The sequence below is a fragment of the Streptomyces iakyrus genome (genome assembly GCF_000717055.1).
GTDB classification, from domain to species: Bacteria; Actinomycetota; Actinomycetes; order Streptomycetales; family Streptomycetaceae; genus Streptomyces; species Streptomyces iakyrus.
The window spans coordinates 188,769-214,069 of the sequence record NZ_JNXI01000027.1; the positions used below are offsets into that span (position 1 = coordinate 188,769).

At 71.7% G+C, this 25,301-nt stretch carries 22 protein-coding genes and 1 pseudogene; 12 read left to right on the forward strand and 11 right to left on the reverse strand.

Annotated elements, in window-relative coordinates; genetic code table 11:
* Positions 1 to 2 precede the first annotated feature (2 nt).
* The 7 genes and pseudogenes from OO68_RS34505 (at position 3) to OO68_RS34535 (ending at position 6,428) form a co-directional block, all read left to right on the forward strand.
* The gene (locus OO68_RS34505; RefSeq protein WP_030231800.1) at positions 3 to 416 is read left to right on the forward strand and encodes a roadblock/LC7 domain-containing protein; all 414 of its coding nucleotides are present in this window, start codon (positions 3 to 5) and stop codon (positions 414 to 416) included.
* A 110-nt stretch (positions 417 to 526) separates the two neighbouring features.
* Positions 527 to 922 carry a DUF742 domain-containing protein gene (locus tag OO68_RS34510; RefSeq protein ID WP_030851927.1) on the forward strand — a complete coding sequence of 132 codons (396 nt, stop codon included), beginning with the start codon at positions 527 to 529 and terminating at the stop codon, positions 920 to 922.
* Positions 903 to 1,235: pseudogene (locus OO68_RS34515) on the forward strand (GTP-binding protein); the annotation flags it as partial. The gene OO68_RS34510 and the pseudogene OO68_RS34515, both read left to right, overlap by 20 nt.
* A 414-nt stretch (positions 1,236 to 1,649) precedes the next feature.
* Positions 1,650 to 4,961 carry a sensor histidine kinase gene (locus OO68_RS34520; RefSeq protein WP_033313203.1) on the forward strand — a complete coding sequence of 1,104 codons (3,312 nt, stop codon included), beginning with the start codon at positions 1,650 to 1,652 and terminating at the stop codon, positions 4,959 to 4,961.
* 10 nt (positions 4,962 to 4,971) lie between these two features.
* A complete protein-coding gene (locus tag OO68_RS34525) occupies positions 4,972 to 5,385 on the forward strand; it encodes a roadblock/LC7 domain-containing protein (RefSeq protein ID WP_003993185.1) in 414 nt (137 codons plus the stop codon).
* Positions 5,386 to 5,479: 94 nt separating this feature from the next.
* A complete protein-coding gene (locus OO68_RS34530) occupies positions 5,480 to 6,058 on the forward strand; it encodes a DUF742 domain-containing protein (protein WP_029181511.1) in 579 nt (192 codons plus the stop codon).
* The gene (locus tag OO68_RS34535; RefSeq protein ID WP_033313206.1) at positions 6,039 to 6,428 is read left to right on the forward strand and encodes a GTP-binding protein; all 390 of its coding nucleotides are present in this window, start codon (positions 6,039 to 6,041) and stop codon (positions 6,426 to 6,428) included. The genes OO68_RS34530 and OO68_RS34535 overlap by 20 nt, the downstream gene beginning before the upstream one ends.
* A 178-nt stretch (positions 6,429 to 6,606) precedes the next feature.
* On the opposite strand, the gene OO68_RS34540 is transcribed toward OO68_RS34535, so the two are convergent.
* The 4 genes from OO68_RS34540 to OO68_RS34555 form a co-directional block, all read right to left on the reverse strand.
* Positions 6,607 to 6,801, reverse strand: coding sequence for an acyl-CoA carboxylase subunit epsilon (locus tag OO68_RS34540; protein ID WP_033313207.1), 195 nt, complete (start codon positions 6,799 to 6,801; stop codon positions 6,607 to 6,609).
* A 35-nt stretch (positions 6,802 to 6,836) separates the two neighbouring features.
* Positions 6,837 to 8,420 (reverse strand): acyl-CoA carboxylase subunit beta, encoded by a 1,584-nt coding sequence (locus OO68_RS34545; protein ID WP_033313208.1) that lies wholly within the window; start codon positions 8,418 to 8,420, stop codon positions 6,837 to 6,839.
* A gap of 154 nt (positions 8,421 to 8,574) precedes the next feature.
* On the reverse strand, positions 8,575 to 10,947 hold the full coding sequence (locus OO68_RS34550; protein ID WP_051814910.1) for a polysaccharide lyase 8 family protein: 2,373 nt from the start codon (positions 10,945 to 10,947) through the stop codon (positions 8,575 to 8,577).
* Positions 10,948 to 11,098: 151 nt separating this feature from the next.
* On the reverse strand, positions 11,099 to 11,956 hold the full coding sequence (locus OO68_RS34555; RefSeq protein ID WP_033313209.1) for an SDR family NAD(P)-dependent oxidoreductase: 858 nt from the start codon (positions 11,954 to 11,956) through the stop codon (positions 11,099 to 11,101).
* 444 nt (positions 11,957 to 12,400) lie between these two features.
* Between OO68_RS34555 and OO68_RS42615 the strand changes: the two genes are divergently transcribed.
* A complete protein-coding gene (locus tag OO68_RS42615) occupies positions 12,401 to 12,931 on the forward strand; it encodes a YceI family protein (protein ID WP_245237283.1) in 531 nt (176 codons plus the stop codon).
* A 217-nt stretch (positions 12,932 to 13,148) separates the two neighbouring features.
* A complete protein-coding gene (locus OO68_RS34565; RefSeq protein ID WP_033313210.1) occupies positions 13,149 to 13,934 on the forward strand; it encodes a S1 family peptidase in 786 nt (261 codons plus the stop codon).
* Positions 13,935 to 14,044: 110 nt separating this feature from the next.
* On the opposite strand, the gene OO68_RS34570 is transcribed toward OO68_RS34565, so the two are convergent.
* Both OO68_RS34570 and OO68_RS34575 read right to left on the reverse strand, forming a co-directional pair.
* A complete protein-coding gene (locus tag OO68_RS34570) occupies positions 14,045 to 14,623 on the reverse strand; it encodes a YdeI/OmpD-associated family protein (RefSeq protein ID WP_033313211.1) in 579 nt (192 codons plus the stop codon).
* Between the two features lie 39 nt (positions 14,624 to 14,662).
* Positions 14,663 to 15,247 carry a TetR/AcrR family transcriptional regulator gene (locus OO68_RS34575; protein ID WP_033313213.1) on the reverse strand — a complete coding sequence of 195 codons (585 nt, stop codon included), beginning with the start codon at positions 15,245 to 15,247 and terminating at the stop codon, positions 14,663 to 14,665.
* A gap of 72 nt (positions 15,248 to 15,319) precedes the next feature.
* Between OO68_RS34575 and OO68_RS34580 the strand changes: the two genes are divergently transcribed.
* Positions 15,320 to 16,258, forward strand: a complete 939-nt coding sequence (locus tag OO68_RS34580) for a DMT family transporter (protein WP_033313215.1) — start codon at positions 15,320 to 15,322, stop codon at positions 16,256 to 16,258.
* A gap of 171 nt (positions 16,259 to 16,429) precedes the next feature.
* Positions 16,430 to 17,602 carry a Cmx/CmrA family chloramphenicol efflux MFS transporter gene (locus OO68_RS34585; protein WP_033313217.1) on the forward strand — a complete coding sequence of 391 codons (1,173 nt, stop codon included), beginning with the start codon at positions 16,430 to 16,432 and terminating at the stop codon, positions 17,600 to 17,602.
* Between the two features lie 555 nt (positions 17,603 to 18,157).
* Here OO68_RS34585 and OO68_RS34590 read toward each other — a convergent pair.
* Positions 18,158 to 19,513, reverse strand: coding sequence for a membrane protein (locus tag OO68_RS34590; RefSeq protein ID WP_033313218.1), 1,356 nt, complete (start codon positions 19,511 to 19,513; stop codon positions 18,158 to 18,160).
* A gap of 149 nt (positions 19,514 to 19,662) precedes the next feature.
* On the opposite strand from OO68_RS34590, the gene OO68_RS43235 reads away from it, so the two are divergent.
* A complete protein-coding gene (locus OO68_RS43235) occupies positions 19,663 to 20,322 on the forward strand; it encodes an SLATT domain-containing protein (protein WP_051814901.1) in 660 nt (219 codons plus the stop codon).
* 31 nt (positions 20,323 to 20,353) lie between these two features.
* Here OO68_RS43235 and cimA read toward each other — a convergent pair whose 3' ends face one another.
* From cimA to OO68_RS34615, 4 genes are all read right to left on the reverse strand, one after another.
* On the reverse strand, positions 20,354 to 21,958 hold the full coding sequence (cimA, locus tag OO68_RS34600) for a citramalate synthase (RefSeq protein WP_033313219.1): 1,605 nt from the start codon (positions 21,956 to 21,958) through the stop codon (positions 20,354 to 20,356).
* Between the two features lie 301 nt (positions 21,959 to 22,259).
* Positions 22,260 to 23,507 carry a TolB family protein gene (locus OO68_RS34605; RefSeq protein ID WP_033313220.1) on the reverse strand — a complete coding sequence of 416 codons (1,248 nt, stop codon included), beginning with the start codon at positions 23,505 to 23,507 and terminating at the stop codon, positions 22,260 to 22,262.
* Positions 23,508 to 23,649: 142 nt separating this feature from the next.
* Complete coding sequence (locus OO68_RS34610; protein ID WP_033313221.1) at positions 23,650 to 24,255, reverse strand: TetR/AcrR family transcriptional regulator; 606 nt, start codon at positions 24,253 to 24,255, stop codon at positions 23,650 to 23,652.
* A gap of 8 nt (positions 24,256 to 24,263) precedes the next feature.
* Entirely contained in the window at positions 24,264 to 25,301 is a 1,038-nt protein-coding gene (locus OO68_RS34615) for an agmatine deiminase family protein (RefSeq protein WP_033313222.1), read from the reverse strand.

The window sequence follows — 25,301 nt, forward strand, 5'->3', positions numbered from 1 at the left end:
CGATGAGCCAGGCGGCACAGAATCTCAACTGGTTGATCACCAACTTCGTGGACAACACCCCCGGGGTGTCCCACACCGTCGTCGTGTCCGCCGACGGTCTCCTCCTGGCGCTGTCGGAGGGCTTCCCGCGCGACCGCGCGGACCAGCTCGCGGCCGTCGCCTCGGGCCTGACGTCGCTGACGGCGGGCGCTTCCCGGATCTTCGAGGGCGGTGACGTGGCGCAGACGGTCGTGGAGATGGAGCGAGGGTTCCTCTTCCTCATGTCCGTCTCGGACGGCTCGTCCCTCGCGGTCCTCGCTCACCCCGAGTGCGACATCGGCCTCGTCGGCTACGAGATGGCGCTCCTGGTCGACCGCGCGGGCGCGGTCCTCACCCCCGACCTGCGAGCTGAGCTCCAAGGCAGTCTGCTCCACTGATCGGCCCCGGCACCACCCGTCTCACCACATCACCGTCCGGCTGCCACACACCCCACACAGGCCCCGTCAGACGGCTTGCTGACCGACTTGCTGTCCCGCCCGGAGGACCCATGACCCCGCCCACCGCCTCTCATGATCCGTACGCGGAGCCGTACGAGGACGAGGGCGACCAGCCGCTGGTTCGGCCCTATGCCATGACCGGCGGCCGGACACGGCCGCGCTACCAGCTGGCCATCGAGGCACTGATCAGCACGACCGCGGACCCCGCCGCGCTCATGGGGCTGCTCCCGGAGCACCAGCGGATCTGCCACCTCTGCCGTGAGGTGAAGTCGGTGGCCGAGGTCTCGGCGCTGCTGAACATGCCGCTGGGTGTGGCCCGGATCCTGGTCGCGGACCTCGCCGAGGCCGGTCTCGTCGCGATCCACCAGCCGGGCGGCGACGACGCCACCGGTGCGCCGGACGTGACACTGCTCGAAAGGGTGCTCAGTGGACTTCGCAAGCTCTGACCAGGGTCGATCCACCACCTCCGCGAAAATAGTGGTGGCGGGCGGCTTCGGCGTGGGCAAGACCACGTTCGTGGGCGCCGTCTCGGAGATCAACCCGCTGCGGACCGAGGCCGTGATGACCTCGGCCAGCGCGGGCATCGACGACCTGACCCACACCGGGGACAAGACCACCACCACGGTGGCCATGGACTTCGGCCGCATCACCCTGGACCAGGACCTGATCCTGTACCTCTTCGGTACGCCGGGCCAGGACCGCTTCTGGTTCATGTGGGACGACCTGGTGCGCGGCGCCATCGGCAAGAGTGCCCTGATCACGCTGGTCGAGCACGCTCTGATGGCACGGCTGAGGTAGCACCCAATTCAGAAGCGCCATACGGCAGTTGTCGTAGATGCACCGGAGCCGACTGTGTCCTTTGACACGGTCGGCCAAGGTGTTCATAACGTTTCGGCAGAGGAATCTGGTGGTACGGCCACGCGTCGCGCACATCCGGTCTCGCTGCGCGCACAACAGCCCCGCCTTTTGGCGGGGCTCGCTCTTTATGACCGTTTTATCTGGGGCTTACATCACGTCGAATCCCCGCCCCGGACTGTTTGGAAGAGCGCAGGTCGTCGTGCTGGAATGCCTGAACTGCCCAATAGTCAATGACGCACTCGTCCATCGAGGCGTGTTGGGCTCTGAACACTGCGGCACAACGTTGGTGCCGACCGCCGAGAGGTTGTTGGTCGAGTGAGGCGAAGCAAGAACAGTCCCGAGCCGTCGGCCCGGGGCAACTTCACCCCGCCGCCGCGCACAGCGGCGCCCGCCCCCGTGCCCGGTTCGGAACCGACGGCCGCGCCCGCTGAGAGCGGCGGCCGTCTCTCTCCGCGCAACTGGCGCGTGGCGACCAGGCTGAACGCGATCCTGCTCATACCCGTGCTGGTCGGCCTCGTCATGGGCGGCTTCCAGGTGAAGAGCTCGATCGACACCTGGCAGGAGGCCGAGGACGCGGAGAACACCGCCCGCCTCGTCCGCGCCTCGCTGCTCTACGCCAACGCCCTCTACATCGAACGTGACGCGTCGGCGGCGCCGCTGCTGAAGGGCAGCGCCCAGAGCGCCCAGGACAAGGCGACCGTCACCCAGGTCCGCAAGGCCACCGACGAGGCGGCGGACGCCTTCGACGCCGCGGCGCAGAACATGCCGGCCAAGCCCGGTCTGGAGCGCCGGCTGAAGCTCTTCCGCAAGGCGGAGCCCAAGCTGGCCACCCTGCGCCAGGTCGCGTACACCTCCAAGCTCAAGGGCGTACAGACCGAAGAGGGCTACGTCGAGGTCGCCCACCCGCTGACGGAGTTCGCCAACGAGCTCGGCCTCGGCACCGGCAACATCACCAGCTACGGCCGGACCGTGTACGCCATCGAGCTCACCAAGGCGGCGCTGTCGCTCCAGCGCTCCATCGGCATGCACATCCTGGTCAAGCCGGGTCCGGACGACGGCAACCTGGCCAGCCAGCGCATCGCGCTCTCCTCGTACGCCTACCTCGAGCGCATCGCCGTGCAGGAGTACATCGGCGGTGGCACCGAGCAGGACGCGGCCAAGCTCGAGGCGGCCGAGGCCAAGGTCAAGGCCGACGGTGCCGCGATGGCCCGCGAGGCCAAGGCCAAGAACCCGGACTACGTCCCGCCGCCCGCCAGCCTGACGACGATGATCTCGCGTGTGGCCACGCTGCGGAGCACGGACCCGAGCGCGCGCGCCGCACTCGCCGAGCAGGGCATCACCGCCGAGAACTGGTGGGCGGTCAACACGCTCAAGTTCAACGCGTACGAAAAGATCGAGACGGACCTGGCCGACAAGGCCGTGAGCGAAGCGTCCGACATCGCCGACGACGCCCAGCGTGACGCCTACATCACCGGTGCCGCCGTCGTGGTCGCCCTGCTGCTCGCCTTCATCCTGGCCGGCGCGGTCGCCCGCCAGATGAGCCGCTCGATGCGCCAGCTGCGCAACGCCGCCTTCGGTATCGCCGAGCAGCGTCTGCCGATGCTGGTCGACCAGCTCTCCCGCACCGACCCCGGCCGCGTCGACACCCGCGTCCAGGCCATCCCGATCTCCACCACCGACGAGATCGGCGAGGTCGCCCGCGCCTTCGACCAGGTCCACCGCGAGGCCGTCCGGCTCGCCGCCGAGCAGGCCCTGCTGCGGGGCAACATCAACGCGATCTTCACCAACCTGTCGCGCCGCAACCAGTCGCTGATCGAGGGCCAGCTGACCCTGATCACCGACCTGGAGAACAACGAGGCCGACCCGGACCAGCTGGAGAACCTCTTCAAGCTGGACCACCTGGCGACCCGTATGCGCCGCAACGGCGAGAACCTCCTGGTCCTCGCCGGCGAGGAGCCCGGCCGCCGCTGGGACCAGCCGGTCCCGCTGGTCGACGTGCTGCGCGCCGCCTCCTCCGAGGTGGAGCAGTACGAGCGCATCGAGCTCTCCGGCGTCCCGGAGGCCGAGATCCACGGCCGTGCCGTGACCGACCTCGTGCACCTGCTCGCCGAGCTCCTGGAGAACGCCACCACGTTCTCCTCCCCGCAGACCAAGGTCCGCGTCACCGCGACCCGTCTCCCCGACGGCCGCGTGATGATCGAGATCCACGACAAGGGCATCGGTCTCACCGCCGAGGACTTCGCGGACATCAACCACAAGCTGGCCAACCCGCCGACCGTGGACGCCGCGATCTCCCAGCGCATGGGCCTGTTCGTGGTCGGCCGGCTGTCCGACCGGCACGGCATCCGGGTCCAGCTGCGCCCCTCGGGCGAGCAGGCCGGCACCACCTCGCTGGTCATGCTGCCGGACGCGATCACCCACGGCGGTGGCGGCGAGCAGCACGTGGACCGCGACGAGTTCACCGTCTCGCAGATCATCCCGGAGCAGAACTTCGGCGGCGGCGAGAACTTCGGCCAGCCCATGCGCACGGCCGCGGAGCTCGGCTTCGACGACAGCCGCTACTCCGACGTCCCCGACGACATACGCGAGCTGGACCCCGTCGGCCGCTCCCTGATGCGTGAGGAGCGCCGGGCGGCCCTGGAGTCGCAGTCGCACGAGCAGCCCGCGCTGCCCGGGCAGAGCAGCCAGGAGCCCTCCCAGGCGACCGGCTACCGCGACGAGTACAACGGGCAGCAGCAGGGCTACGACGCCGGGCAGGGCTACGACACCGGCCAGTCCGGCTACCCGGAGCAGCAGCCGTCCGCGTACGACCGTCAGGCGCCGTACCAGGAACAGCAGGCGCCGTACCAGGAGCAGCAGGCGTCGTACGAGGAGCCGCAGCGGTCTGCGTACGACGAGCAGTACTACGCGCCGAACGGCGGTCTGCCGCAGAACGACACCTTCTCGCCGAACGGCGGCTACCCTGAGCCCTCCTCCTATGCGGAGCCGGCCCAGGAGGAGCCCTCGGCTCCGGGCGCGGGCGGGCAGGGCGGATTCGCCGCGTTCGAGCAGCGGCGCCACCAGGACGACTGGCCGCAGCAGGACGGTTACCAGAACGGCTACCCGAGCCAGTACCCTTCTCAGGCCCAGGAAACGGAATCTGCGCAGGCCGCTGACGCAAGTGAGCAGGACCGCGTAGGCTTCGACCGTCCGGGATCGAGCCCCTCCGCCGCTCACACGATGACCGACGCCGGTCTTCCCCGCCGTGGAGCCACCGCGAGCGGTGCGAACGGCACGGGTGGCGCACGGCATGTGAGCCAGGAGCCGCCGGCCTCCGCTCCGGAGAGCAAGGGCGACGACTGGCGCTCGGCCAACGACGAGCGGTGGCAGCAGGCTTCGCAGCTCCGGAAGCCCAAGGCGGGCGGGGTCACCTCCTCCGGCCTGCCGAGGCGGGTTCCCAAGGCCAACCTGATCGAGGGAGCCGCCGAGAGCACCCCCCAGGGAGGCCCACAGGTCTCCCGCGCCCCGGAGGACGTCCGGGGCAGGCTGAGCAACCTGCGTCGGGGCGTCCAGCGCGGACGCAGCGCAGGCAGTGAAACGAACGGCCAGGGCTTCGGTCCTGACAGCACCTACAACCAGGAGCGTTAGTGTGAGCCCGATGAGCCAGGCGGCACAGAACCTGAACTGGTTGATCACCAACTTCGTGGACAACACCCCGGGGGTGTCCCACACGGTGGTGGTCTCCGCCGACGGACTCCTTCTGGCGATGTCCGAAGGCTTCCCCCGCGACCGCGCCGACCAGCTCGCGGCCGTCGCTTCCGGTTTGACGTCGCTGACGGCGGGCGCTTCCCGGATCTTCGAGGGAGGCGCCGTGAACCAGACCGTTGTGGAGATGGAGCGGGGATTCCTCTTCATCATGTCCGTATCCGACGGTTCGTCGCTCGCCGTTCTCGCACATCCGGAGGCGGACATCGGCCTCATCGGGTACGAGATGGCGCTGCTGGTCGACCGAGCCGGTACGGTCCTGACACCGGACCTTCGTGCAGAGCTCCAGGGGAGCCTGCTCAACTAACAGACGGACGGTGCGTTTTGGCGTCCCGTGGCCGTAAGGTTTCGGGACGCGGCTCCACAGCGATGGGTGCCAGGCACAGTCGGAGGAGGAGAAAGTGGCAACACCCCCAGGCGGTTCGTCTTCGGGCAACTGGTCGTACGGCCCTGCCCAGGGCCAGGGCGACGGTGGTCAGAACCCGAACCGTTACAACTTCCCCTCCGCACCGAGCCACCGGCAGCCGTACGCGCCGCAGGGCCCCGGCCCGTCGCCGTACGACCAGCCGCCGGCCCCGCGAATCCAGCCTGTGCAGCCGCAGCGCCGCACCCCCGAGCCGGCGCCCGCCGGGGCGTCGAACAACCCCCTGGTGCGTCCGTACGCCATGACCGGCGGCCGGACCCGCCCGCGCTACCAGCTCGCCATCGAGGCGCTGGTGCACACCACTGCGCAGCCGCACCAGATGCAGGGCCAGTTGCCCGAGCATCAGCGGATCTGCAACCTCTGCCGGGAAATCAAGTCGGTCGCCGAGATCTCGGCGCTCCTCACGATCCCTCTCGGCGTGGCCAGGATCCTCGTCGCCGACTTGGCGGAGGCGGGACTGGTCGCCATCCATCAGCCCGGCGGCGACGAGAACGCCGGCGGCCAGCCAGACGTGACACTGCTCGAAAGGGTGCTCAGTGGACTTCGCAAGCTCTAGCGGAGGGCCTTCCCGCTCCACCACGTCCGCGAAGATCGTGGTGGCTGGCGGCTTCGGCGTGGGCAAGACCACGTTCGTGGGTGCCGTCTCGGAGATCAACCCGCTGCGCACAGAGGCCGTCATGACGTCCGCTTCGGCCGGCATCGACGACCTCACCCACACCGGGGACAAGACGACCACGACGGTCGCCATGGACTTCGGCCGTATCACCCTGGACCAGGACCTGATCCTGTACCTCTTCGGTACGCCGGGCCAGGACCGCTTCTGGTTCATGTGGGACGACCTGGTGCGCGGCGCCATCGGCCGCGCGGACGCGAAGTCGGCGCTGATCACGCTGGTGGAGCACGCGCTGATGGCTCGACTGCGGTAGTTCTCCGTTGCTGTGGGACAGCCCCTGGCGGCCTCTGGGCTGCCGGGGGCTGCCGCGTTGCCGGGTGCGGGTTGGTGGGGGCTTGTCGCGCAGTTCCCCGCGCCCCTGACGGCGCGCCCCCAAGGCAGCGCTGAAAGGGGCCCCTCCATGTGGAGGGGCCCCTTTTGGCGAAGGTGGATCAGCGCCAGCTGTGCGGGGCGCGGAAGCCCGGCTCGCGTTCCAGGCGGCGCCAGCCTGCCTTGATGCGGCCACGGTGGGCTGGGGCCGGGTCCGTGGGGCGGGCGGCGGCGCGGGCCAGGAGGATGGCCGTGATGGCGGCGACTTCCTCGGGCTCGGCGTGGCCCTTCTCGACGCGGATATCAGCAGATTCCATGGGTGTCAGTCTCCGTGAGGAAGATGTCCGCAGGGTTACTGCGGCGGGTTGCCGTGCTTGCGGGACGGCAGGTCCGCGTGCTTGGTCTGGAGCATGGCGAGGGACTTGATGAGCACCTCGCGGGTCTCGGCGGGGTCGATGACGTCGTCGACCAGGCCGCGCTCGGCCGCGTAGTAGGGGTGCATCAGCTCGGACTTGTACTCCTTGACCATGCGGGCCCGCATGGCCTCGGGGTCCTCGGCGTCGGCGATCTGGCGGCGGAAGATGACGTTGGCCGCACCCTCCGCGCCCATGACGGCGATCTCGTTCGTCGGCCAGGCGTAGGTGAGGTCCGCACCGATGGACTGGCTGTCCATGACGATGTACGCACCTCCGTAGGCCTTCCGCAGGATCAGGGAGATCCTGGGCACGGTCGCGTTGCAGTAGGCGTAGAGCAGCTTCGCGCCGTGGCGGATGATGCCACCGTGCTCCTGGTCGACGCCCGGGAGGAAGCCGGGGACGTCCAGAAGAGTGATGATCGGGATGTTGAACGCGTCGCACATCTGGACGAAGCGGGCCGCCTTCTCGGAGGCCTCGATGTCCAGCACGCCGGCCAGCGCCTGGGGCTGGTTGGCGACGATGCCGACGACCTGTCCGTCCATCCGGCCCAGGGCGCAGATGATGTTGCGGGCCCAGCGCTCGTGGACCTCCAGGTAGTCGCCGTCGTCGACGATCTCCTCGATGACCTTGGCCATGTCGTACGGCCGGTTGCCGTCCGCCGGGACGAGGTCCAGGAGGACGTCCGAGCGGCGGTCGGCCGCGTCCGAGGGCTCCGTGCGGGGCGGGTTCTCGCGGTTGTTCTGCGGGAGCAGCGAGAGGAGGTAGCGGACCTCGGCGATGCAGGTCTCTTCGTCGTCGTAGGCGAAGTGGCAGACACCGGAGGTCTCGGCGTGGACGTCGGCGCCGCCCAGGCCGTTCTGCGTGATCTCCTCACCGGTGACCGCCTTGACGACGTCGGGGCCGGTGATGAACATCTGCGAGGTCTCGCGGACCATGAAGACGAAGTCGGTGAGGGCGGGGCTGTAGGCCGCGCCGCCGGCGCACGGGCCGAGCATCACCGAGATCTGCGGGATCACGCCCGAGGCCTTGGTGTTGCGCTGGAAGATGCCGCCATAGCCGGCGAGCGCCGAGACGCCCTCCTGGATGCGGGCGCCGGCACCGTCGTTCAGCGACACCAGCGGGGCACCGGCCGCGATGGCCATGTCCATGATCTTGTGGATCTTCGTGGCGTGGGCCTCGCCCAGGGCGCCGCCGAAGATGCGGAAGTCGTGCGCGTAGACGAAGACCGTGCGGCCCTCCACCGTGCCCCAGCCGGTGATCACACCGTCGGTGTAGGGCTTCTTGGCCTCCAGGCCGAAGCCCGTGGCCCGGTGCCGGCGCAGCTGCTCGACCTCCCGGAAGGAGTCCGGGTCGAGGAGGAGTTCGATGCGCTCCCGCGCGGTCAGCTTGCCCTTGGCGTGCTGCGCGCTGGTCGCCTTCTCGCTCGGTCCGGCCACCGCCTGCGCACGGATCTCGTGCAGTTCGGCCACGCGTCCACGCGCGTCGGTCGGCTCACCCGGCGCCTCATCCAAAACGGTCATGTAGTGACCTTACGAAGCCGAGCGAGGAATGCGGGCCGTCGACTCCTCACAGTCTCCGGCGTGTTTTCCTGGTACCCCTGAACAGAACCGTGGCCGGGTTGAGCCTTTCCGACTGCTCAGAGGGCGTGTCGCTTGTAGGGGTCGTACAAAGCGGTCAGGCGAGAGTCAGCTCACAGACGTGGGTGGCACATGCCTCCCCCGGAGTGACGCGCACCCGCAGCCGGCGGCCTGTGGAGAGCACCTCGACGGTCTCGTCCGCGCGGTCGACCCGGCGGACCGGGTGGTCCCAGACGACCTCCAGCGGTTCGCCCGTGCGGGGCGGTTCGCTCACGCAGAGGGTAGCGGTACGGTCCCGGCGGACGACCAGCACGCTCGCGCCGCCGGAGGCGGAGAGCGGGCCCGCCGTCCCCGCCCGCCAGAAGGTGGCGGCCGTGCAGCCGAGGGAGGGCACGCTGACCGCCTGGCGGCCGGCGTCGTTGGCGAGGACCGACAGCCAGCGGCGGTCGGTGGCCCGGCGCGTGACCGCGCGGCGGGAGGCACCGGGCATCAGGACGTAGGCGTACGTGGCGTCCTCGGGGTCGGTGCCGTGATCGAGCCAGAGGGTCTGCCAGCGGCGGGTGCGCCGCTCCCGCGTGCTGCCGGTGTTGATGTCGGACCAGGCGCCGGTGCGGTCCTCGCGCAGCGCCTTGGGCTCGCGGCCGAGGAGGATCCAGCCGCCGTGGTCTTCCAGGTGGGCCCAGTTCGGGCCCTTGACGAAGCGCTGGGTGCCGGAGGCGCCGAGGTTGCGGTTGTCGACGACCGTCTCCACCGGGACGCCGTCGGAGCAGGTGATCCCGGCGCCGAGGCAGATCACCGCGTCCTCGACGCAGAACCAGGACTTGCGGGCTTCGAGGGTGGAGCCGAGACCCTTCAGGTGCTGGCCGAGGGCCGCGTACGTGCCGTCGGTGGTGCCACCGACCCAGCGCGCGTCCGGGCGGGCCGTGCCCCACTCGCCGCCTTCGCGGTCGGCGAGCCGTTTGGTCGAGACGGTGGTGCCGGGCAGGCGGTACCAGTCGACGGTCGGCCAGAACCAGTCCGTGTACTGGTCGCCGGTGCCCTCGGCCCACCAGGTGACCATGCCGGCGCCGGTGTGCCAGCCGCGGGGGTTCTCGCCGTTGCCGCACTCGTAGTGGGCGATGCGGTCGCTCGCCATGGCGATGTTCACGGTGAATCCGGGGCCGCGGTGGACGGCACGGTCCATGGCGGCGAAGAGGTGGTGCCCGGGCGGTTCGGGCGCGGCCGGGACGGGTGAGGCGGCGATGGCGTGCAGCCGGGCCAGGTCGGCGACGCCGAACTGGGGTGCCGTCAGGATCGGGCTCACGGTGTCGCGTTCGATCCAGCCCTTGACGCGGGCGTGCCAGCGCTCGCGTTCCGCGGGGCCGGCGCCGGCCGCGAGCAGGGCGATCGCGGCGATGAGCTGGTGGCCGTGGTAGTGGTCGCTGCGCAGGATCTTGCGGTCGTCGGTGCTGAGGTAACCGCGGCTGATGGCCCGGCCGTTGACGCTGTCCATGACGAGTCCGTCGTGGATGAGCGGGGCGTAGGCGCGCTCGACGCTGTCCAGGACGGTCTGCCGATCGGGGTCGGTGACCTCCCAATCGGATCCGGCGAGCAGGGCGAAGAGCCGCCCGAGCCCGTCGAGCATGACCTGGCCGTACGTGCCCGAGTAGGCGACCCAGGTGTGCTGGACGAACGAGCCGTCGGCATAGAGGCCGTCGCCCCGGGTGACGTGGGGGAACACCGGGGACAGGGCGTCCCGGGCGAGGGCGATCCTGGCGGGGTCGCGGCCGAGGATGCCGCGCAGGGCGACGGAGCGGCACAGGTCGACGCGGTTGGCGCCGGTGGAGGTGCCGCTGTAGTCGGCGAGGGCCGAGTCGGGGATGAAGTGGCCGACGGCGGCGCAGGCCGCACGGACGCGGGTCTCCCCCAGCTCCTGGTAGAGGGCGGCCGTGATGTCCATCAGCAGGCGGGGGCTGCCGATCTGCCACTCCCACCAGTTGCCGTAGCGGGTGGTGGAGGGGTGGTAGACGGTGGCGGAGAGGTGGTCGAGGCCGCGCAGGATGCCGTCGAGGAGGGCGGGGTCGGCGGTCGAACCGGTGCCCTGCTGGACGTAGGCCCGGGTCATGGTCCAGAGCCGCCCGTAGCTGAGGGTGATGCCGGCCGGCGGGTCGAAGGGGTGGCCGGGCCAGAGGGAGTCCGCCGCAGGGGCCATGCTCGCGCGCAGGTCGCGGGCGAGTGCGCCGGTCTCGGCGAGGCGGGCGGCGTAGGGCTCGGCCGCCGGGTCGTAGCCGGTGCCGAGCGCGATGCCGAGCCAGCGGCGGCGCAGGGCGTCGTACGGGTCGCCCGGCGCGTCGGTGCCCCGGCCCGCGGGGGCCGCGCTCCCGGTCGCCGCCAGGGCCGCGGCGGCCAGCAGCAGGGCGCGGCGGCTGGGGCGGAGCAGGGCGGCGGCCCCGGCCGTACGGCGGGGGAAGACGCGGCGCTGGGGAGTCATGCCCATGCCCTACCACGGGGAGGCGGTCACCTGAACGGTGGATCCGGCCGGAGTGACCGGAACGGGGGAACGGCCGGCCTGAGCCGAGCGGCAGGCTTGCTCTGAGCGACAGTCTTGTTCTGAGCAACAAGCTTGCTCCGAGCGACGGGCCTCAGCCGAAGCGGTTCAGCAGGCGGCGGTACAGGCCCGGCGCGAGGCCGCGGACCCGGCCGGGGACGGTCAGCCAGGTGGGGACGTAGGCCTCGTCGCGGTTCTGCCGGACGGCCTCCCAGATGGTGCCGGCGACGCTGCCCGGCGAGAGGAGGCCGGTGCGGGTGCCGTCGTAGGGCCTGCCGCGGCGGGTGTGGAAGGGCGTGTCGACGGCTCCGGGCACGACGAGGGTGACGCCCACGCCCGTGCCGCGCAGTTCCTGGCGCAGCGCCTCGGCGAAGGCGGCCAGGCCGGCTTTGGCCGCGGAGTACACCGCCTCCTCCCGCAGGCCCACGCAGCCGGCGACCGAGCCGAGCAGCACCACGCGGCCGCGTCCCGCTGCGATCATGGAGGGCAGTACCTCGCGCACGAGGTGCAGGGTGGCGTTGAGGTCCAGGGTCAGCACCCGGTCGATGTCGGTGTGCGGCATGGTGGCGAAGGGGCCCGCCCAGCCCATGCCCGCCCCGGCGACCAGGACGTCGATCCGGCCGGTGGTGTGCAGCGCGGACTGGGCCAGCAGGCGCGGGCCGTCCGGGGCGGCGAGGTCGGCGGGCAGGACGACGGCCGTGGTGCCGGACGCCGTCTGCTCCAGTCGGTGCCGGTCGCGGCCGCTGAGGAGCAGTTGCCAGCCGTCCATCGCGAACCGCCGGGCCGTGGCCGCCCCGATGCCGGAGGAGGCGCCGGTGACCAGGGCGACGCGCCGGTCGAGACGTCGCGGCGGCCCGTACTGGCTCACCCGGACGGGGACGGGGGCCGTGGAGCGGCGCGGGGCGGGGTCCGCCGGAGGGTCGTAGGCCGAGCCGGAGCCGGTGAGTGTCACGAGTCGCTCTCCCCTGCTCTGTGCGTCCGCCGTGGTCTCGTCTGTGTCCTTACGGTCACTGAAAACGGAACCCCGTCTCCCCGGACGCCGCCACCGCAGGGTGTGCCGGCGGGGGCCGGGTGCCCGGACTCCGCCGGGCCCCGGGCCGTGGGAGGACCGCGTGGCGGGGCGCGATGCGCCGCGTCCGGCAGGACCACTCCCGCGGGCCGGGGGATTCGGCCAAGCGGGCGTACGGGAGGCGCGCACGGCCTTCGACACACCCGCCGAACGACACACCCGCCGAAGATGTTGAACATTGAACGGAATAGGTCTACGGTGGGTCGCGTTGGAGTAGTTAAAGATTCAACATCACACGCAGGAGGCGTAACCCCCATGAGCATCTTCAGCCGCAACGACGCCCAGACCGCCACCGCCACCGGTGCCGTGAACCCCTAGCCGGCCGCCCTGACCGGCGACTACACGATCGACCCCGCGCACTCGACGGTCGGCTTCGTCGCCCGGCACGCCATGGTCACCAACGTCAAGGGCAGCTTCCAGGACTTCACCGGCACGCTCCACCTCGACGGCAGCGACCCGTCGCGGTCGACGGCCTCCATCGACGTCGTGATGGACAGCATCAGCACGGGCAACGCCGACCGCGACGGCCACCTCAAGAGCGCGGACTTCTTCAAGGCGGACGAGTTCCCGGCCATGACGTTCCGTTCCACCAAGGCGGAGGCGCTCGGCGGTGACGACTACCGGATCACCGGCGAGCTGACGATCCTCGGCACCACCCGCCCCCTCTCCATCGACCTGGAGTTCAACGGCGCCGCGAAGGACCCCTTCGGCAACGAGCGCGTCGGCTTCGAGGGCAAGGCGGAGATCCTGCGTTCCGAGTGGGGTCTGACCTGGAACGCCGCGCTGGAGACGGGCGGCGTCCTGGTGTCGGACAAGATCAAGCTCAACTTCGACATCTCGGCCATCCGGAACGCGTGAGCCCCGCGGGACCGGCCCGGTGACATCACCCGGGCCGGTCTGGCCGGTTCCCGCCCCTTGTGCAAAGACTGTCGGCGTTCTCATAATCCAGCAGCGATATTTTGACCAGTCCATGCCAGCACATGGACGTTCTTTTTGCTCCTGCTGCTGTCATGTTCTCGTCAATCTGATGCTTCGGTTGCACCTCCCCAGTCAACCCCCCACGAAAGGCATCACGTTGAAGAGACTCCTCACGGCCCTCAAGAGATGCGCGGCCCTCGGCGCCGCCGCGCTCGCGATCGCCAGTCTCCAGCCCGTTTCCGCCGCGCAGGCCGCGCCGTCGCCCGTCGTCGGCGGGACCCGGGCCGCGCAGGGCGAGTTCCCGTTCATGGTCCGGCTCTCCATGGGCTGTGGCGGCGCGCTCTACACCCAGCAGATCGTGCTCACGGCCGCGCACTGCGTGGGCAGTTCGGGCAACAACACGAGCATCACGGCCACCGCGGGGGTCGTCGACCTGCAGTCCACCAGCGGCCGGGTCCAGGTCCGCTCCACCAAGGTGCTGCGCGCCCCCGGCTACAACGGCACCGGCAAGGACTGGGCGCTCATCAAGCTCGCCCAGCCCATCAACCTGCCGACGCTGAAGATCGCCACGACCACGCAGTACAACACCGGTGACTTCACCGTCGCCGGCTGGGGCGCGAACCGCGAGGGCGGCTCCCAGCAGCGCTACCTCCTGAAGGCGACCGTGCCGTTCGTCAGCGACGCCGCGTGCAAGGCCTACGGCGGTCTGTACAGCGGCCTCGTCGCGAACGAGGAGATCTGCGCCGGCTTCGACGCGGGCGGCGTCGACACCTGCCAGGGCGACTCCGGCGGCCCGATGTTCCGCAAGGACAACGCCGGGGCCTGGATCCAGGTCGGCATCGTGAGCTGGGGTGAGGGCTGCGCCCGGCCCGAGGCCCCCGGCGTCTACACGGAGGTCTCCACCTTCGCCTCCGCCATCGCCTCGGCGGCGTCGACCCTCTGACCGACGGCTTTTCCGGGCCCGGCGCCGTGCGGTGTCGGGCCCGTCCGGTGCCGCGGCCTGTGCGGTGTCCACGAACTCATCGTGTTCGCACCCCGACCGCCCCGTGGGGGTCAGGGCGTTTGAGCGCGGGCTTCCAGCTTCTTCACCGCCGCCGCCACCTGTGCGGCGCGGCTTCTCGTCGTCCTGGCGCGGAGTACGCCGAGCATCGCCAGGTAGCGGTCCGTGCGGCCCAGGGTCTCGAAGGCCGCGGCGGCGCGGGGGCTGCGGGCCAGGGCCGCCGCCAGGTCGGCCGGGACCTCGGCCTCCTTCTGGGACGCGTACGCCGCATCCCACCGGCCGTCCGCCCGGGCGGACGCCACCTCCGCGAGGCCGCCGGGCCGCATCCGACCGGCGGCGGTCAGTTCCTCGATGCGCCGGACGTTGACCATGGACCAGAGGCTGCCGGGGCGGCGCGGGGTGATCCGCTGGAGGTAGTGCGACTCGTCGAGTCCCTTGCGCTGCCCGGTGATCCAGCCGTGGCACAGCGCCACGTCGTTGACGTCGGCGGCCGTGACGGAGGGGAGCCCCGAGCCCTTCTTCGCGACCCTGACCCAGAGGCCGGGGTGCGGGGCAGGGTGTGCCGTCAGCCAGGAGTCCAGGTCGGCCACGGTCGCGAAGGGGAGGGGGCCGGCGTCGTCGGAGGTGGTCATGGCATCACCGTAGGGACGGATCAGGCCAGGCGCCGTCCGCTATGCGAGCAGCAGGCGTGCCTGCTCGCGGGCCTGGGCGATGGCGTCCGGGAAGACGCCCAGGCCGTGGGCGACCAGGGCGCCCTCGTGCAGGAGCATCAGCGTCCGGGCCGTCGCGTCCGCCGTCGCGGGCGTGATCTCCTCGGTGAAGCGGGTGAACAGGGCGAGCATCCACCGCTTCTGCCCGGTGATGATCGGGTGGGCCGGATGGGCGGGGTCGCTGATCTCCGCGTGGGCGTTGACCATGCTGCACCCCTTGGGGCTGTTCTCCTCCGCCCAGGCGCGCGAGGCGTCGAACACGGCCAGGACGCTCTCGCGCGGGTCCGGGCCCACCGCGTCGAGGCGCTCGGCGAGGAAGGCCCGCCAGCGCTCGTCGCGGTCCGCCAGGTACTCCACGACGATCTGTTCCTTGGAGCCGAACCGGTCGTAGAGCGTCTTCTTCGTGACGCCGGCCTCGGCGGAGATGAGGTCGACGCCCACGGCGTGAATGCCGCGCTCGTAGAACAGCCGGCCGGCGGCCGCCAGGGCACGGCGGGCGGCGGGCGTCATCGTGATCCGGCGCGGGTGCTGCGCGGTGGTACCCATGACACGCCACTATACCGATCTGTATAGTGGCAGGGGAACGGGTAAACCGATCTGTCTACTGGTTGTGATGTCGTGAACATCCTTCTGTCCCTCGCCTTCGTCCTGTGCTGGAGTTCCGGCTTCATCGGGGCCAAGCTCGGCGCCGGCAGCGCGTCCGCGCCGACGATCCTGATGTGGCGGTTCCTGCCGCTGGCCGTCGTCCTGGTCACCGTCGCCGTCCTCACCCGGGCGGCCTGGCGGGGCCTCACCACCCGGGACCTGACCCGGCAGGCCATGATCGGCGTGCTCTCGCAGAGCGGCTATCTGCTCAGCGTCTACTACGCCATCCAGCTCGGTGTCTCCAGCGGTACGACGGCCCTGATCGACGGGGTCCAGCCCCTGGTCGCCGGCGCCCTCGCGGGGCCGCTGCTGGGGCAGTACGTCTCGGGCCGGCAGTGGACCGGTCTGGGCCTGGGGCTGAGCGGCGTGGCCGTGGTCACGCTGGCCGACGCGGCCGCGGGCGGCGACGTGGCGTGGTGGGCGTACGCCGTGCCGCTGCTCGGCATGCTGTCCCTGGTCGCGGCGACGTTCCTGGAGAGCCGGTCCCGCTCGCGGGTCACCCCGTCGGTGTCCCTGACCGTCCACTGCGCGACCAGCGCGGTCCTCTTCTCCGTACTGGCCCTGGCCACCGGCGCCGCCGCACCGCCCGGCCGGTGGGACTTCTGGGTGGCGGTCGCCTGGCTCGTGGGGCTCTCCACCTTCGGCGGGTATGGGCTGTACTGGCTCATTCTGCAGCGCTCCGGCGTCACCAAGGTCAACACGCTGATGTTCCTGATGGCCCCGGTCACCGCCGTCTGGGGCGCGCTGATGTTCGGCGAGCCGTTCGGCGCGCAGACCGCCCTCGGACTGGCCGTCTGTCTCGCGGCGGTCGTCATCGTCCATCGGGGCGGGGGCCGGAAGGACACGACCCTGACCGCCGCCCGGGCGGAGCCGGAGGAAAACCGGTGGACCCGGTCGCCCGGGTCCGCCTAGCCTGCCGAGCATGTCCGGCCCCGAGGCGTCCAGAGTGCGGCCACCGGCTCTCCGGTGGCTGTCCGTGATGCTGATGTTGGGCCGCTGAGGCCGCCCGCACGTTCACTCCGCTGCCGGTTTGCCGTCCGACCTGTCGTGTCCGACGTCGACCCTTCGGTGCGGAGTTCCTTCATGCCGTTCGCTCTTCTTCCGCTGGGCCTTGCCGTGTTCGCTCAAGGCACGTCCGAATTCATGCTGTCCGGGCTGGTGCCGGACATCGCGCGGGATCTGGGAGTGTCCGTTCCCGCGGCCGGGGCCCTGACCTCCGCCTTCGCCGCCGGGATGGTCGTGGGGGCGCCCCTCGTGGCGGGTCTCGCGCGGCGCTGGCCCCGGCGGGGCGCGCTGCTGGCGTTCCTCGTCGTCTTCCTCGCCGCCCATGTCGTCGGCGCGCTCACGGGCAGCTTCGCGGTCCTGCTCGCCACACGGGTGGTGGGGGCGTTCGCCAACGCCGGGTTCCTCGCGGTCGCCCTGGTCGCCGCCGTGGACATGGTCCCGGCCGATGCGAAGGGGCGGGCCGCCTCCACGCTGCTGGGCGGGGTGACACTGGCCTGTGTGGCCGGGGTGCCGGCCGGTGCCCTGCTCGGCGAAGTATGGGGCTGGCGTGCTGCGTTCTGGGCCGTGGCGCTGGTGTCACTGCCCGCGCTGGTGGCGGTGGCGCGGTCCGTGCCGGGCGGTGCGGCGGAGGGTGCGCCGCCCGCGTTGCGCGGTGAACTGCGGTCGCTGCGCAGCCCCCGGCTGCTCGTCACCCTGCTGCTGGGCGCCCTCGTGAATGGCGCGACGTTCTGCACCTTCACCTTTCTCGCGCCGCTGGTCACCGAGGTCACGGGGCTCGGCAGCAGCCGGGTCCCCGGGGTCCTGGCCCTGTTCGGGGCCGGGGCGTTCGCCGGGGTCACCGCCGCGGGGCGTTTCGCCGACCGGCGGCCCCTGCCGGTCCTCATCGGTGGGGGCCTGGCGCTGGGCGCTGGCTGGTGCGCCCTGGCACTCGGGGCCGCACACCCGGTCCCGGCACTCGCGCTCGTCTTCGCGCAGGGCGCCCTGTCCTTCGGCGTCGGCTCCACGTTGATCGCCCGGGCGCTGTACGCGGCGCAGGGGGCACCGACCCTGGCCGGGGGTTTCGCGACGGCCGCGTTCAACGTGGGCGCGGCGGTGGGCCCCTGGGCCGGGGGTGCGGCGATCGGCGCGGGGTTCGGGTACCGGGCGCCGCTGTGGGTCAGCGCGGCGCTGGTGGCTCTGGCGTTCGCGGTCGCCGGGGTGACGGTCGGGCGGCGGGAGCGATCCGCGGGGCGTGAGCCGCTACGCCGCTGATCGCGTGCCGTAGGCGTTCTTGGTGGGAACCCGCCGTCGGGTCCGCAAAGGCGAGCCCAAGGTTGCACGGCTTGCGCGCGAGGGTGCGCAGGGGCGGGGCAACGTACTCGGCGAAGGTGCCGCGGGAGAGCCGGGCCCGCGCCCGGTGCGATGACGGTCGAGCCCGGCCGGAACCGCCCCGGGCGCCTCCGATCGACTCGGGTGCCGCGGAGCCGAGACCCGGGCCGGGACCCCGGACGCCGGGAACTCGGCCGGACCCGCGCCCGGTACCGGTACGTCCGGGTCCGGGCAGAGCCCCGGGCATCCCGGCCCCGCGCCACACCCGCGCCCGGTACCTCCTGACCCAGGCGGCACCCCGGACACCTCCAGCCCCACGCCGCACCACCCGCGCCCAGTGCCGGTACCTCCTGACGCAGGCCGCACCCGCGCCCAGTGCCGGTACCTCCTGCCCCAGGCCGAACCCCGGACAACCCCAGCCCCGCGCCACACCCCAGCCCAGTGCCGGTATGTCCGGGCCCGGGCCCGGGCAGAACCCCGGACCCCCGGCCCCCTCCGTCAGAACCCGCCTCCGAAGTCCCCTCCCCCGCCGAAGCCTCCCCCTCCACCGAAGTCCCCGCCGCCGAAACCGCCGCCGAAATCGCCGGTGTCGAAGTCCGCGCCGGAGACGTCGCCGCCCTCGTAGCCGCCGAAGTCGCCGTAGCCGGAGCCGTAGTCGGCCGCGTAGGCGGGGCCGGCCATCATGCTGCCGAGCATGGTGCCGACGAGGAGGCCGGGCAGCAGGCCGCCGCCGAAGTAGCCGCCGGCCCAGGGGCCGTACGCCGGTCCGGCCTCCCAGTAGGGGCGGCGGCCGTAGTCGGTGTCGACCTCGCGGATCGCCGGGTCGCGGCCCTCGGCGAGGCGCCGCTCGTCGGCCGCGCAGACCGGGACCTCGCGGGCTGCGCCGCCCGGGGGCGTCCAGGTGGCGTCGGCGACGGAGGGGCCGTGGCGCGGGTCGAAGAAGCAGGGCGGGCGGCGCTCCGGCAGGGCCCCGCCCTCGCGGCGGGCCGCGAGCCGGGCGAGGGAGAACCGGCCGTCCTCCACGGCCTGGGTGACGGCCCGGACGTCCTCCGGTTTCGTCGCCGCCGCCATGAGGGACTTGGCCTGTTCGTAGGAGTCCAGGGCACGCTCGTAGTCGGTGCGCATCGCGTCGTCGGCGCGGGGCTCCCCGGGGTGGAAGTCGAGGCGGTCGAGTTCCTCGCCGAAGGCGGTGATGTCCTCGTCGACGACCACCCGCAGCTTCTCCAGCGCGGCCCGCTGCTCCTCCTCGTGGCGGCGCCTGTTGCGGCGGACCAGGGCATAGGCGCCCGCGCCGCCGGCCGCGACCAGCGCGCCGACGGTGATCAGGCCGCCGACCGGCACGTCGGTGCCCGCCCCGTCGCTCCAGCTGCTCGGCGCCGAACCGCCCATGTTGCGCAGGGCGTCGTCGACGAAGTCGTTCAGCTGTGCCTTGGTGTCACCCGCGTCCTGCACCGCCGTGACCAGGTTGGACACCGCCTGCCGGCTCATCACGGAGCTGTCGGCACGGGCGTCGAACCGGTCACCGAGGTGGATGCCGTAGAGGCCGGTGATGCCGGTCTCCGTGCGCAGGTTCCGGAAGAGGTCCTGCGTGGGGTAGCCGGCCGGGAGGACCGCCACGAAGACGGGCTTGTCCGCGTCCTTGATCTTGTCGGCGAGCGCCTCGGCGTCCGATGCCGCCAGCTGCCCGGAGGCGGCCGGATCGACGTAGACGGGGCTCTCGCGCAGTTCCTGGGCGACCTCCGTGAGGTCGGTGGCCGCGTGCGCACCCGGCGCACCGGCCAGCAGCACCGCCAGTACGGCGGCGACCGGCACGATCAGCAGACGTACGACGGTACGCACCAGTGCGGCCTTCATATGTTCGAAGCTACCCGAAACCACCCATAAAGGGTTATCCGTCGAGACAGGGATTTGTGGCCCCGGCTGGGCCTAGGATGCCCTCTGGCCACGGGCCAACCAGGAGGGGCGGTATCAGGGGCATGTTCGGAAGACGCAGGGCTGCGGACATGACGGTGTCCGAACTGACCGAGCTGGACCGCTCGCGTACGCGGGCCGACCTGCTGTGGGAACTGTTCCGGCATGCCGAGGCGGAGGTGACGTCGGCGATCGGCTGGTACCTGGCGCGGCGCCGGGGGCCGTCGCTGTGGTCGCGTTCGCTGCGGGCGCTCGCCACACTGCTGGGCATCGTCGGCACGATCACGCCGCTGGTGCACGCGGCCGCGCCCACGGCCGTGCAGCCCGAGTGGGGCTTCGTGTTCCTGGCCGGCGGCGCGGGCTGCGTGCTCTTCGACCGGATCTTCGGTTTCTCGGCGTCCTGGACCCGCTACATCCGAGCGGAGATGGCGCTGCAGCAGATCCTCAAGAAGGCGCAGTCCGACTGGGCGCAGGCGTTCCTGCGGACCACCGACTCCCCCAGCGACAAGGAGCAGGCCGCCCTGCTCGGGGTGATCGAGCGGCTGCGGACCGACGCGCAGCGGATCATCGAGGACGAGGGCACGGCGTGGGTCGGCTATCTGGCCGACGGCGTCGAGGAGCTGACCCGCTCCACGACCAACGCCACCGGCCAGCGCCCCCACACGGCGGGGCTCTTCCGCCTCGACCGGACCCCCGGCCGCGACCGGGGTGGCGAGGTCCCGGTCCCGCGGTCCCGGGACACGGCGATGTGACACGCGCCCCGGGCACCCGGCCGGGCCGCGGCTACTCCGCCGGTGCGACTCCCGCGCGCAGCAGCCCGTAGGTGTACGCGTCCTCCAGGGCCTGCCAGCTCGCGGCGATGACGTTGTCGGCGACGCCGACCGTCGACCACTCGCCCGTGCCGTCGGACGTGGAGATCAGCACACGGGTCGTGGAGTTGGTGCCGTGCTTGCCCTCCAGGATGCGGACCTTGTAGTCCACCAGCTCCAATTTGGCGAGCTGGGGGTAGATCTTCTCCAGGCCCACGCGCAGGGACCGGTCCAGGGCGTTGACCGGGCCGTTGCCCTCGGCGGTGGCGACGATGCGCTCGCCCTTGGCCCACAGCTTGACCGTGGCCTCGTTGGCGTGGGAGCCGTCGGGCCGGTCCTCGACGATGGCGCGCCAGGACTCGACCTCGAAGTAGCGCAGCGGCCCGCCCTGGACCTCGGCGCGCAGCAGGAGTTCGAAGCTGGCGTCGGCCGCCTCGTACGTGTAGCCCTTCAGCTCGCGTTCCTTCACGCGCTCGACCACCCGGCCGACCAGTTCGCGGTCGCCGCCGAGGTCGATGCCGAGTTCCTTGCCCTTGAGCTCGATGGACGCACGCCCGGCCATGTCGGAGACCAGCATCCGCATGGTGTTGCCGACGAGTTCGGGGTCGATGTGCTGGTACAGGTCCGGGTCGACCTTGATGGCGGAGGCGTGCAGGCCCGCCTTGTGCGCGAAGGCCGAGACGCCGACGTAGGGCTGGTGCGTGGAGGGGGTGAGGTTGACGACCTCGGCGATGGCGTGCGAGATGCGGGTCATCTCGCGCAGGTGCCCGTCGGGCAGGACCTTCTTGCCGTACTTCAGCTCCAGGGCGGCCACGACCGGGAAGAGGTTGGCGTTGCCGACGCGCTCGCCGTAGCCGTTGGCCGTGCACTGCACGTGCGTCGCGCCCGCGTCGACGGCGGCCAGGGTGTTGGCGACCGCGCAGCCCGTGTCGTCCTGGGCGTGGATACCGAGCCGGGCGCCGGTGTCGGCGAGGACCGTGGAGACGACGGCCTGGATCTGCGCCGGGAGCATGCCGCCGTTGGTGTCGCACAGGACGACGACGTCCGCGCCGGCTTCCGACGCCGTGCGGACGACCGCCTTGGCGTACTCGGGGTTGGCCCGGTAGCCGTCGAAGAAGTGCTCGCAGTCGATGAAGACCCGGCGGCCCTGCTCCTTGAGGAAGGACACGGTGTCGCGGACCATCGCCAGGTTCTCGTCCAGGGTGGTGCGCAGGGCGAGTTCGACATGGCGGTCGTGCGACTTGGCGACCAGCGTGATCACCGGCGCGCCGGACTCCAGGAGCGCCTTGACCTGCGGGTCCTGGTCGGCGGTGGTGCCGGCGCGGCGGGTGGAGCCGAACGCGACGAGCTGGGCGTGCCGGAAGTCGATCTCCTGCTGCGCGCGGGCGAAGAACTCGGTGTCCCGGGGGTTCGCGCCCGGCCAGCCGCCCTCGATGAAGCCCACGCCGAAGTCGTCCAGGTGCCGTGCGATGGCCAGCTTGTCGGCGACGGTGAGGTTGATGCCCTCGCGCTGGGCGCCGTCGCGCAGGGTGGTGTCGAAGACGTGGAACGAATCGTCGAGGTCGCTGGTAGCGGTCATGGTCTCAAGGCTCCTGAGGATGGGATCTCGGTCGTACCGGAATGACCGGCTCCACCGCCCTCACATACTCCCTCGCGCTCTCGCCTCCGGCTGCGGGTGGGCCAGAAATGCGAAAAACCTCTCGCGGGTGCGAGAGGTCTGCGCGCGGGTCGAGGACGACGGTGTCCACCCGTACCTGGTCGTACGTGGTGGTCACTGCGGACCGGCGCGCCTGCTGCCAATAATCATGGCGAACGAGAGCACGGGGGCAGTCTGGCACAACCCCCGCGCTCCGCTCACGGCTGTCTCAGGATGCGGTCGGTCACCTCATGTGACGGACGTAGACGTGCGAGGTGTCGTACGTGTCGCCGGGCACGAGGTCGGCCGAGGAACTGCCGAAGGCGACGGTGCGGCCGTCGCGGTCGGTCACCGGAGCGGACACACTCTGGCCGTTCGGCCCGCCCTGGGCGTCCGGGCTGGCCAGGACGGTGCGCCCGGTGCGCAGGTCGCGTACGTACGCCCGGATCGTGCGGTTCGTGTCGCCCGGGTCGGCCGAGACGAAGGCCAGGCGGCGGCCGTCGGCGCTGAGACCCGGATATGCGGTGAAGGCGGCCGGCTCGGTGGCGTCGATCCGGCGCAGTTCGCCCCTCTTCAGGTCGCGGACGAAGACGTTGTGCCCCTGGTTGGTGTCGCCCGGGGTGAGCCGCGAGTCGAGGGAGTTGAAGACCGCGTACCGGCCGTCCGCGCTGACCTGCGGGAACTCGCTCTGCCCGTCGGAGGTCCGGCCGTCCGGGGCCCGGTCGGCCTGGATCAGCCCGCCGCTCGGGACATCGCGGACGTAGACGTCGCTCCAGTCGCCCGAGGCGGGGTGCGGGACGAAGAACCGGTAGCCGACGCGCTTGCCGTCGGCGCTGATGGACGGGTTGGCGGCGGCCGTCTTGCGGTCGCCGGCGGCGGGCACCTGGCTGATCCGGACGGCCTCGCCGCCGGCGCGGTCGACGCGGTAGACCCGGCCCCAGCGGTCCGCTCCCTCCCCGGGGGCGGACTGCTGGGCGACGAAGGCGACGTAGCGGCCGTCGGCGCTGATGGCGGGCTGCCGGGCGGTGTCGTAGCCCGTGTCGACGGTGTCCTTGACGCGTTGTACGGCGCCGGTCCTGAGGTCTTCGACCCAGATGTGGCTCAGGCCGTCGCCGGTACCGGTGGCGCTGAAGGCCAGGTACCGGCCGTTGCCGCTCAGGGCGACGCCGTCGACGGAGCCGTCCACCGAACCGCCGGCCATCCTGGTCGTCCCGGTCCTCAGGTCGCGGACGAAGGCGTCGGCGGCACCGTCGGTGTCCCCGGCGACGAGGTTGTCGGCGCTGGAGACGAACGCCAGCAGGCGGCCGTCGGCGCTCAGGCTCGGGCCGCCGGAGGGGCCGTTGCCGTCGCTGCCGTCCGGGGCGATGCTCGCCTTCTCCGTCCGCGGCGCCGGTGCGGGCGCGGCGGTCGCCGGCAGCGCGGCGGCGGCGCCGAGCGTGACGGCCAGGGCCACGCCGAGCGCGCCGGACGTAGCCCTCCTGGTGCTGGTCATGTGCTGTTCCCCCAGTGTTCCCCGTGTCCCCGTGTCCCCGTGGACGCGCTTCCCCCGGCCCCGCGCCGGGAGCTCCCCGAAGCCAACATCACGACGGCCCGGTGGGTCAATCCGTCGTATTGAGTACAACCCGGGCGGGCGTTCAGGTGTCCGCGAGAAGACTGTCGGCGAGGAACTCGCGCACGTGACCGAGGACTTGGGTCCGGTCGGTGCCGCGCAGGCCGATCGCCACGTGGATGGAGAAGCCGTCCAGCAGCGAGCGCAGCCGAGTGGCGAACCGGTCCGGGTCGACCCGGCGGAACTCGCCGCGCGAGACGCCCTCGGCGAGCAGGGCGACGAGGTCGCGGTGCCAGGCGCCCTCGATGGCGGCCTGCCGGTCGCGGGCGGCCCCCTCGACGGCAGCGCTCTGCGAGCGGTTCCAGACCTCCAGCCACAGCGTCCAGTGCGGGTCGCGGTGACGGTCGGGGACGTACAGGTCGACGTAGGCGTCGAGGCGCTCGCGGGCGGGCGCGGTCCGGGTCAGCAGGCGCCCCCGCTCGGCCCCGAGCCGGCCCTCGCTCCACTCCAGCGTGCGCAGCAGCAGTTCGTCCTTGGAGCCGAAGTAGTAGAGCAGGTGGCCGCTGCTCATGCCGACCTCGCGGCCGAGCGCCGCCATCGTGAGCTTCTCCAGGCCGCGCTCGGCGATCATCTCCATGGCGGCGGCGAGGACGTCCTCGCGGGGCGGGGCCTGCCTGCGCCCACCGGCCATCTGCGCTCCTAGGTCCTCGGCTGCTGCTGGGTGATGCAGTGGATTCCGCCACCGCCCGCGAAGATCGTACGGGCGTCCACCAGCGTCACGGTCCGCTCGGGGAAGAGGCGGCGGAAGATGCCGGCCGCGATCTCGTCACGCGGGTCGTCGAAGCCGCACAGGACCACGCCGCCGTTGCACAGGTAGTGGTTGATGTAGGAGTAGTCGGCCCAGTGGCCGTCGGCCTCCAGGACGGTCGGGGCGGGGACCTCGACTACCTCCAGGCGCCGTCCGCGCGCGTCCGTCTGCGACTTCAGCAGGCCGATGACCTCCCGGGTCACCTCGTGGTCGGGGTGGGCCGGGTCCGGCTGGGAGTGCGCCACGACGACGCCAGGGCGGGCGAAGGCCGCGACGATGTCGACGTGGCCGAGGGTGCCGAAGCCGTGGGGAGGGTAGTCGCCGGTCAGTCCGCGCGGCAGCCAGATCGCCTTGCGGGTGCCGAGCTGGGCGTGGATCTCGGCCTCGACCTGCTCGCGGGTCCAGCCCGGGTTGCGTTCGGGGCCGAGCTGGACGGTCTCGGTCAGCAGGACGGTGCCCTCGCCGTCGACATGGATCGCCCCGCCCTCGTTGACGAGCTTCGAGGCGTACGTCCGTGCCCCGGCGAGGCCGGCGACGTGCCCGGCGACCTTCGCGTCGTGCTCCCAGCGGGCCCACTCCTGCGCGCCCCAGCCGTTGAACGTCCAGTCGACGGCGCCCAGTCCGCCCTTCCCGTCGGTCAGGAAGGTGGGTCCGATGTCGCGCATCCAGGCGTCGTCGAGGTTCCGTTCGACCGTGTCGACGCCCTCGCCCAGCAGCGCACGCGCCTCGCCCGACTGCCCCGGCCCGCACACCACCGTCACCGGCTCGAAACGGCGAACGGCCCGGGCGACCGCGGCCCAGGCGACCCGGGCGGCGGCCAGCTCCCCGGGATCGTCGAAGGTCTCGTTCGGGCCCGGCCAGGCCATCCAGGTCCGCTCGTGCGGGACCCATTCGGCGGGCATGCGGAAGCCGTCGGCGGCTGCGGACAT

Excerpts from the sequence above, each read along its gene's own strand:
- OO68_RS34505 (WP_030231800.1), top strand. The coding sequence starts at position 3 with ATGAGCCAGGCGGCACAGAATCTCAACTGGTTGATCACCAACTTCGTG.
- OO68_RS34510 (WP_030851927.1), top strand. The coding sequence starts at position 527 with ATGACCCCGCCCACCGCCTCTCATGATCCGTACGCGGAGCCGTACGAG.
- OO68_RS34525 (WP_003993185.1), top strand. The coding sequence starts at position 4,972 with ATGAGCCAGGCGGCACAGAACCTGAACTGGTTGATCACCAACTTCGTG.
- OO68_RS34540 (WP_033313207.1), bottom strand. The coding sequence starts at position 6,801 with ATGGAATCTGCTGATATCCGCGTCGAGAAGGGCCACGCCGAGCCCGAG.
- OO68_RS34545 (WP_033313208.1), bottom strand. The coding sequence starts at position 8,420 with ATGACCGTTTTGGATGAGGCGCCGGGTGAGCCGACCGACGCGCGTGGA.
- OO68_RS34550 (WP_051814910.1), bottom strand. The coding sequence starts at position 10,947 with ATGACTCCCCAGCGCCGCGTCTTCCCCCGCCGTACGGCCGGGGCCGCC.
- OO68_RS34570 (WP_033313211.1), bottom strand. The coding sequence starts at position 14,623 with ATGACCACCTCCGACGACGCCGGCCCCCTCCCCTTCGCGACCGTGGCC.
- OO68_RS34575 (WP_033313213.1), bottom strand. The coding sequence starts at position 15,247 with ATGGGTACCACCGCGCAGCACCCGCGCCGGATCACGATGACGCCCGCC.
- OO68_RS34585 (WP_033313217.1), top strand. The coding sequence starts at position 16,430 with ATGCCGTTCGCTCTTCTTCCGCTGGGCCTTGCCGTGTTCGCTCAAGGC.
- OO68_RS34590 (WP_033313218.1), bottom strand. The coding sequence starts at position 19,513 with ATGAAGGCCGCACTGGTGCGTACCGTCGTACGTCTGCTGATCGTGCCG.
- OO68_RS43235 (WP_051814901.1), top strand. The coding sequence starts at position 19,663 with ATGACGGTGTCCGAACTGACCGAGCTGGACCGCTCGCGTACGCGGGCC.
- cimA (WP_033313219.1), bottom strand. The coding sequence starts at position 21,958 with ATGACCGCTACCAGCGACCTCGACGATTCGTTCCACGTCTTCGACACC.
- OO68_RS34605 (WP_033313220.1), bottom strand. The coding sequence starts at position 23,507 with ATGACCAGCACCAGGAGGGCTACGTCCGGCGCGCTCGGCGTGGCCCTG.
- OO68_RS34610 (WP_033313221.1), bottom strand. The coding sequence starts at position 24,255 with ATGGCCGGTGGGCGCAGGCAGGCCCCGCCCCGCGAGGACGTCCTCGCC.
- OO68_RS34615 (WP_033313222.1), bottom strand. The coding sequence starts at position 25,301 with ATGTCCGCAGCCGCCGACGGCTTCCGCATGCCCGCCGAATGGGTCCCG.